The sequence below is a fragment of the Mesorhizobium metallidurans STM 2683 genome (genome assembly GCF_000350085.1).
GTDB lineage: Bacteria > Pseudomonadota > Alphaproteobacteria > Rhizobiales > Rhizobiaceae > Mesorhizobium > Mesorhizobium metallidurans.
The window spans coordinates 24,130-31,926 of sequence record NZ_CAUM01000073.1 but is presented as its reverse complement, the minus strand read 5'-3'; the positions used below and the strand labels follow the sequence as shown (position 1 = coordinate 31,926).

Here is a 7,797-nt window from a genome sequence, read left to right as displayed (position 1 = left end):
CGCTGGACGGCGTTGACGCGGTCATCCATCTGGCGGCGGAAGTCGGCGTCGGACAGTCGATGTACGAGATCGCGCGCTATGTCGGCGCCAACGATCTCGGCACGGCAACGCTGCTTGAGATATTGATCAAACATCCGGTCGAGCGGATCGTCGTCGCCTCCTCGATGAGCGTCTATGGCGAGGGCCTCTATGCCACGCCTGACGGCCGGCGCGTCGATACTGCCCGGCGCAAGGCGAGCGACATCAAAAGCGGACAATGGAACCCGCTGTCATCAGAAGGCGAACCCCTCTCGCCGCTGCCGACAGACGAGGAAAAGCCGGTCGATCTCGCCTCGATCTATGCGCTGACAAAATACACCCAAGAACGCGCGGTGCTGATCTTCGGCGAAGCCTATGGAATCGATGCGGTGGCGCTGCGCCTGTTCAACGTCTTCGGCGCCGGCCAGGCGCTGTCAAATCCCTATACTGGCGTGCTGGCCAACTTCGCTTCACGTCTCGCCAACGCCCAACGGCCGATGCTTATACCCACACTGGAATAGAGGGAGTGCTATCAAGAGAATCTTATGTCTTCGAGCGACGATACCATGGACCCGCGTGCCGGCATGGCGGTGGACCAGGAGATTGCTTCTCTTCTGTTCGCCATAGAGCAGGAAAAGGTTCCAGACCGCCTGACCAAGCTGGCGATCGAATTGCAAAACGCGCTGGTCGAGAAACGTCGGCGGGAAGTGAAGAACTGACTACCTGCGGCTGTCGACTTCGATATCGAGTTGTCCGTCTGATAGACGATTTCGTCTCTCTACCAATGTCTGCAGCGAGCTCTCTCCAAGCAACTCAAGAACGTTGGCGCGGGCACGGTTCAGCCGGCTTTTGACCGTTCCTACCGCGCAGCCGCATATCTCGGCCGTTTCCTCGTAGCTCACTCCCAGAACGCCGATCAGCGTCATAACCTCGCGCTGGTGTTCGGGTAGCTTTTGAATGGCGGCGTGAACTTCCTTGCTCTGAACGGTCCATTCCTGTGTGGCTTCCGAAAACGGTCTCGAAGACGCGCAGTCGAGCAGACCTGGCGCTTCCCGGGCGGCGATCTTGACCCGGGTGTAGTAAGTGTTGCGCATGATGGTGAAGAGCCACGACTTCATGCGTGTACCGGGTTCGAACTTGTCGATATTGGCGAGACCCTTGGTCAGCGTCTCCTGCACCAGATCGTCGGCATCGTCGGGAACGCGGCAGAAGGTACGCGCGAAAGCTCGAAGCGCGGGTATCAGGTCAACGATGGAAACTTCATTGGTTTCCTGGTCGGCCAAATCGTAGCCTCCGGATGACAATGGTCCAGCTCCCAGAAGAAAGAATGTGTTAACGCAGCCACAGCTAAATGCATGGAAAATGGGTTCGTTCCTCTTGCCGGACCCAACTCTTCAGAAATTCTGCCCGGCGTACTATCCCAGCAATAGCGCGCCTCTTCGCTGTTCACGGGAACAATGCAGCGCAACGGCAGTTTGATGCCCTAAGTGCTTCAACCTTCCGCATCGATCGAGGACCTGTCATGGCCAAATCCGCCCGTCGCTCAACTCGCCAATCGGCAAACGGACCAGATCAAAATATCGTGCGCGGAAATGGCGGCGAATTGCACCAGATCGCGGGAGGCGAAACGCCCACTCTCACTACAGCGCTCGGAACGCCTGTCTCCGATGACCAGAATACATTGCGGATCGGCGAACGCGGACCATCGCTGATCGAAGACTTCCACTTTCGCGAGAAGATTTTCCACTTCGACCATGAACGCATCCCGGAAAGGGTCGTTCATGCCCGCGGCTATGGCGCGCATGGTTACTTCGAGACTTATGAGTCTTTGGCCAAACACACGCGTGCCGACATTTTCCAGCGGGCTGGCGAAAAGACGCCGGCCTTCGTGCGGTTTTCGACAGTTGCCGGCAACAAGGGCTCGTTCGATCTGGCCCGCGACGTGCGTGGCTTTGCCGTCAAACTCTATACCAAGGAAGGCAATTGGGACCTGGTCGGCAACAACATTCCGGTCTTTTTCATTCAGGATGCCATCAAGTTTCCTGATCTGATCCACGCCGCCAAACAGGAGCCAGACCGCGCTTTCCCGCAGGCCCAGACCGCGCATGACAATTTCTGGGACTTCATCAGCCTGATGCCGGAATCGATGCACATGGTGATGTGGATCATGTCGGACCGCGCAATCCCGCGTTCCTTCCGCTTCATGCAGGGCTTTGGCGTGCACACGTTCCGTCTCGTCAACGCGAAAGACGAATCCACCTTCGTCAAGTTCATCTGGAAGCCGAAGCTCGGCATGCAATCAGTGCTCTGGAACGAGGCGGTCAAGATCAACGGGGCCGACCCCGACTTTCATCGTCGCGACCTGTGGGACGCAATCCAATCCGGCAATTTCCCGGAATGGGAGTTGACGGTGCAACTGTTCGATCAGGCATTTGCCGACAGCTTCGACTTCGACATTCTGGACGCAACGAAGATCATTCCTGAAGAGATAATCGAGCCAATGCCGGTCGGGCGGCTGGTGCTCGACCGCATGCCGGATAACTTCTTCGCCGAGACCGAGCAGGTTGCATTCATGACGCAGAATGTGCCGCCCGGGATCGACTTCTCCAACGATCCGCTTCTGCAGGGCCGCAACTTCTCATATCTCGATACCCAATTGAAAAGGCTGGGCAGCCCGAACTTTACCCACATCCCGATCAACGCGCCGAAGTGCCCGTTTGCACATTTTCAGCAGGACGGGCACATGGCCATGCGCAACCCCGTCGGGCGCGCCAACTATGAACCGAATTCGTGGGGGCTGGGACCGCGTGAGGATCCGCAGCGAGGCTTCCGCTCTTTCGCCGATGCCGAAGCAGGGCAGAAAGTGCGCTTGCGGGCGGACAGCTTCGCCGATCACTACAGTCAGGCGCGGCAGTTCTTCAACAGCCAGACGCCGCCTGAGCAGCGTCACATCGCCATGGCGCTGACGTTCGAATTGAGCAAGGTTCAGGCATCGGCGATCCGCGAACGCATGGTTTCGCACTTGCTGAACATTGATGAAGCCTTGGCGACCACCGTTGCCGACAAGCTGGGGATTCGTGAAATGCCACAGCCCGTCGAAGCTGCGGTGCCGGTGCGCGACGACTTGCCGCCGTCGCCGGCGCTCAGCATCATCGAAAACGGGCCCGACAGTTTCAAAGGCCGCAAAGTCGGCGTCTTGCTTAACGACGGAGCCGATACAGCATTGTTCGAAGAACTCCGCTCCGCCATCGAAACGGAAGGCGCGACAATGGAGGTGGTTGCGCCCAAGGTGGGCGGCGTCGAGACGGCCGACGGTACCCACATCGAGGCCAGACATATGATCGATGGCGGCCCATCCGTCTTGTTCGACGCGGTGGTGCTGCTCCTCTCAGAGGCGGGCGCCGAACTGCTGGTCAATGAGGCCGCCGCGAAGGACTTCGTCTCCGACGCCTTTGCACATTGCAAATTCATCGGCTTTACGCCGGGAGCCGAGCCGCTCCTGACCAAGGCGGGCGTCACTGCCGATGCCGATGAGGGGCTGATAAAGCTGGATTCCGCAGCTTCGGCAAAGACATTTGTGAAGGCGTGCCGCAAACTGCGGCTGTGGGCCCGGGAGGCGGCTGTCAAGCTTTGAGGCGATATCGTCAACTGTTCCGCGGGTGGGATGGGATATCGCCGATCTATGACTGGCTGCTTTCCCCAGTCGCCGGCTGCCGCCGCTTTTTCAGAATCTCGTCGGTCCCGACCAGTTTCTTTGTTCCGCCTGAAATCGTTGTGGATAGCACCGCTGGCGGGTCGCTTGCCGGGAAGGAATCCTCCAATCCTGACTGCAGTTGATCCTCGAGCGTCTGCGGCTCTTCGGAGCGGCCGGATGTTCTGCGTGTTTCTATCTTCTCCAATGACTGTTTCTTTTTTGGGGAATCGTTCGCTTCCCGAATCAAGGCGTAAAGCTGCTCGATCGCGAATTCCTTCATCGTGTCGAAATCGGCCCGATCGTCCTTCGCAGCCTCGATCTGATCGACCATGGCTTTCTCGAACCTATCGAGGCTTTCACCTCCACAGGCGTGGGAAAGGCGCAGCAATGCCTCGTGCAGCATCATCGGGGCGAAATGAGCCGAAGCGTCAAGCCTGAGTTGCTGCAGACGATCCGGTGTGGCGGCCTGGAACTTTGACATGGACAATGTCCTTTCTCTCACAAGCATCTCAACGAAAGTTGACCGCTGATGTTCCGCCGCACCTGAACGTCCTTTATGCCGCCGCAAACTATAGGAACCAGGTTGCCACCAGTCCCGCCAACGCCGCAAAGATCGCTAAGACAACCAAGGAGACGTCGGGTTGAACCGGCCCTCGCGCTGTCGCGCCGGTTCATGTTGCCTTGCGCACACAAGATGAGCGTCGGCACCCGAGAAGCGTCAATTTCGTGGTTCAATGGCTGGCCTACACGCTCGCCTGTCAATGCTGCACGAACGGCCTCACGGCCGACCGCGCATGACTCGGGTCAATGTGGATCGCTACTCCTTCATTGCGATGGACTTTCACCATCTACTCCTTGCCGGTCTTCCGGCGCACCTTGTTTCGACCCCCGGATGAGACAGACATCCCAAGTGCATCGACACGTAACGGCGCAGTGCCGCAGTTGCAGAGCGGCCCTATGCATGAACCGCGTCCCTGATCGGATCCGGTCACCGGCGGGAACATCTCCCCACGAAACGCCGGCTACTCCTTTTGCACATCTCTTATCGCCTTCGACCAGCAAATCGCCAGGCGCATTCGTGACGGTGACCGTCTCGCTTTTAGAACGGCTCTGATGGGTCTCTCACTGGGTGAGCCATTTGTGATGAGGTTCCGTAAAAGCTCCTGAGACTGCATGGATCGAAACGCCGACCGACAGGTTAAGTGGCAGACACGGAGAGAGAGCTATGGGCCCGAACGCCTCAGGCAATGATATAGGGAACGCCACCCCAACCACACCAGCGGCGGACGGCCTTGCTCCAGCCTTGGCCCGCAATATCGAAGCAATTGTTCAACGACGGAAGCGCGATGCGAAAGCAGCCACTGCAGAGCAACGCGCCGCTGCGGCAATCAGCAAGTTCGCAGGCAGTATGGTCTTCTATATTCATCTTGTTTTCTTCGGCTGCTGGATAGCCCTCAACATCAAGCCCGTTGGCTTTTTTCAGCCTTGGAATCCATCCTTCGTTATCCTGGCAATGGTTGCATCCGTGGAGGCGATTTTTTTGTCCACGTTCGTGCTCATCAACCAGAACCGGATGGCCGCTGAGGACGATGCGAGAGCGGATCTCGATCTTCAGGTCAGTTTGCTGAACGAACACGAGACGACCAAGCTCATCAAGATGGTCGAGGAGATTGCCAGGCGCTTGAATGTTCGTACGGAAGCGGACGATGAATTGAAGGAGCTGAAGCGCGACGTGGCGCCTGAAGCCGTTCTCGACAACATTATAGAGGCAGAGGATTAGGCTATTCTGGGCGAAGGGCGTCGCTATTTTCACTGATCGCGAAAACCCCCACCAGCCCACCCGACGCCGATAACAGATCATGAAGCGCTTCAAGTCCCAGCGAGCCAGCTTCAGCGGTTCGTCTCCATCCACGATCCGATGCCAATCTGCTCACTTCCCCGCCACGCCCTTTCATCCTCCGACCATCGTGATCTTCGCAGTGCGGCCATGGCAACGTGGCGCGAAATCACCGCTGCAGCCTGAAAGCAGCCCCGTCGCCTCGATCGCGTTCCCTCATCAATAACTTTACGGTGCCGGCGAATGCCTCGGCACATGGGAGGATCTGCTGACCATTAAACGAATCGAGTGCTGAATGCCCCGTCGGCGGGCTATTTTGTGGTTCTACACCTCATTGATAACGGAAGCCTGCACGCCGACTAAAGGTGCTTCCAAGCTCCAGGTGATCCCATCCGGACCGCAAACGAGAGTTCCTTTGCCTCCAACCGCGGCGGGTGCAACCTGTTTCAACACGACGGTCCCAAAGCCGCGCTGTCCAGTGGTCTGAACTTGCGGCCCATCTGTTTCGGTCCAGGTGAGGTGAAAGAGCTGCGATGGACCGGAACCGGTGGTCTTCCAGATGACCGAAATCTGGCCGTCATCGCCTGAGAGTACGCCGTGTTTGGCCGAGTTCGTCGCGAGTTCATGGAAGGCAATCCCAAGATATTGTACCGCATTGGGACTGAGCACCAACGATGGGCCCGACATATCGATCACCTCACAGCGCGGGAACGGCTGGGCCTGCGCCGTTAAAAGGTCACAGACTGTGGCGCCCTTCCAGTCGGCCGACACCAGCAGGTCGTGGGATCGCGACAGTGCCATGATGCGCTCGCGCACTTGGGATTCAAACTGCTTCGGCGTTTCCGAACGCTTGTTGGTCTCGCGGATCATCGACAGGATGACCGAATATTGATTCTTCACCCGGTGATTGACCTCGCGCATCAGAATGCGGATACGCTGCTCGTTTTCCCTGGCCGACGTGATGTCCCGCGCAATCTTAGATGCGCCGACGATCTGTCCCGTTGCGTTGCGCACAGGCGATATCGTCAGTGATACTGGCACCAGGCTGCCATCCTTGCGCTGCCGGATCGTCTCGTAGGTGTCGACGCGCTCGCCACGGCGAATGCGTTCGAGGATGCGAGGTTCCTCGTCCTGGTGGTTATCCGGAATCAACATGGTCACCAACTGGCCGATCGCTTCGTCGGCGGTATAACCGAACAGGCGTTCGGCGCCCTGGTTCCAGCTCTTGATGATCGTGTTCAGATCCTTGCTGACGATAGCGTCAAAGGAGGATTCCACAATCGCTGACAGATGCTGCCTGGCCTCTTCGGCACGTTGGCGGTCCGTCAGGTCAAGCAGCATGTTCACGGCACCAATCAGTTTGCCGTGCTCATCCCGCAGCGGCGTGGGATAGGGTAGAAAAGGGAAAAAGGATCCGTCCGGACGCTGTGCTACGGCCTGCTGGTTGCGGACCGGCCGGTTCTCCCTAAGAGTGATCGCCATCGGGCACTCGTCGTGGGGCAGTTCCTTGCCGTCGTCAGTGAACAGCTTGAACGTCACGCACCATTTGTCTTTGCCGATTTGAGGTTCGCGCCCTGCCAGATCAGCCGCAGCGCGATTGTAAAATGTGATCATCCCATCCTGGTCAGTCGTGTAGATGGCGACGGGAAGGCCGTCGAGGATCTGGTGATAGGTATTGTCCTGTTGCCTGAGCTCCATGCGGGTCCGCTCAAGGTCGGTCACATCGATTGTGAAGCATCTGATGTTGACCAGCTTCCCTTCCCGGAAATGGCCGATCGAGGTGATTTCGACATGCTTGATGGATCCGTCGCTGGCTCTCAGACGCGCCGGATATCTCGCGATCTTCTCGCCACCGGTGAGCCGATTTAAAATGTCGTCGATCGCGTCCCGGTCGGGATAGAAGTCGGCCATGTGGCGACCGATATAGTTCTCTGCAGGATAGCCAAGAAGGTCGAGTTCAGCCTGGTTGGCATGTAGGAGAACCCCGCCTGCGCTCATCAGATGGAGAGCAACGGCTCCGTTCTCGAAAAAATCATGGTAATCGAAATCTTCGCTATCCTCTGCAGATATTATCAAGTTTTTGGAAATGACAGCGGTCCCCTCCGGTAATTCGTCCATTCTGGGCCCCAATCTCAGCTTAACCAATTACAACGCGGCACATAACCATTAGTTCCAAGACTGCCGCTCGAATTGAACGAACTCGATTGATGGAGGTAAGGCGCTCCAGTCCTGCTAGCGCGGACGCTGA

6 protein-coding genes and 2 pseudogenes are annotated in these 7,797 nt (G+C 57.8%); 5 read left to right on the top strand and 3 right to left on the bottom strand.

All coding sequences use genetic code 11. The features are described 5' to 3' along the window. Together MESS2_RS12685 and MESS2_RS30940 are read left to right on the top strand one after the other, a co-directional pair. Positions 1–521, top strand: a pseudogene (locus MESS2_RS12685) (NAD-dependent epimerase/dehydratase family protein); the annotation flags it as partial. Between the two features lie 42 nt (positions 522–563). Beyond that, positions 564–737: a hypothetical protein gene (locus MESS2_RS30940; RefSeq protein WP_008874662.1), complete on the top strand. Its 174-nt coding sequence runs from the start codon at positions 564–566 to the stop codon at positions 735–737. On the opposite strand, the gene MESS2_RS12680 is transcribed toward MESS2_RS30940, so the two are convergent. After that, positions 738–1,301, bottom strand: coding sequence for a sigma-70 family RNA polymerase sigma factor (locus tag MESS2_RS12680; protein ID WP_040592839.1), 564 nt, complete (start codon positions 1,299–1,301; stop codon positions 738–740). Positions 1,302–1,540: 239 nt separating this feature from the next. Here MESS2_RS12680 and katE point away from each other — a divergent pair, with 239 nt between their 5' ends. Next, positions 1,541–3,652, top strand: a complete 2,112-nt coding sequence (gene katE, locus MESS2_RS12675; protein ID WP_008874659.1) for a catalase — start codon at positions 1,541–1,543, stop codon at positions 3,650–3,652. 46 nt (positions 3,653–3,698) lie between these two features. Here katE and MESS2_RS12670 read toward each other — a convergent pair whose 3' ends face one another. Continuing rightward, positions 3,699–4,193 carry a hypothetical protein gene (locus MESS2_RS12670; protein ID WP_008874658.1) on the bottom strand — a complete coding sequence of 165 codons (495 nt, stop codon included), beginning with the start codon at positions 4,191–4,193 and terminating at the stop codon, positions 3,699–3,701. Positions 4,194–4,937: 744 nt separating this feature from the next. On the opposite strand from MESS2_RS12670, the gene MESS2_RS12665 reads away from it, so the two are divergent. After that, positions 4,938–5,492 (top strand): DUF1003 domain-containing protein, encoded by a 555-nt coding sequence (locus tag MESS2_RS12665; RefSeq protein ID WP_008874655.1) that lies wholly within the window; start codon positions 4,938–4,940, stop codon positions 5,490–5,492. Between the two features lie 40 nt (positions 5,493–5,532). Next, positions 5,533–5,735 (top strand): annotated as a pseudogene (locus MESS2_RS33330) (IS6 family transposase); the annotation flags it as partial. Between the two features lie 138 nt (positions 5,736–5,873). Here MESS2_RS33330 and MESS2_RS12660 read toward each other — a convergent pair. Continuing rightward, a complete protein-coding gene (locus MESS2_RS12660; RefSeq protein WP_008874654.1) occupies positions 5,874–7,667 on the bottom strand; it encodes a PAS domain S-box protein in 1,794 nt (597 codons plus the stop codon). Positions 7,668–7,797: the final 130 nt, after the last annotated feature.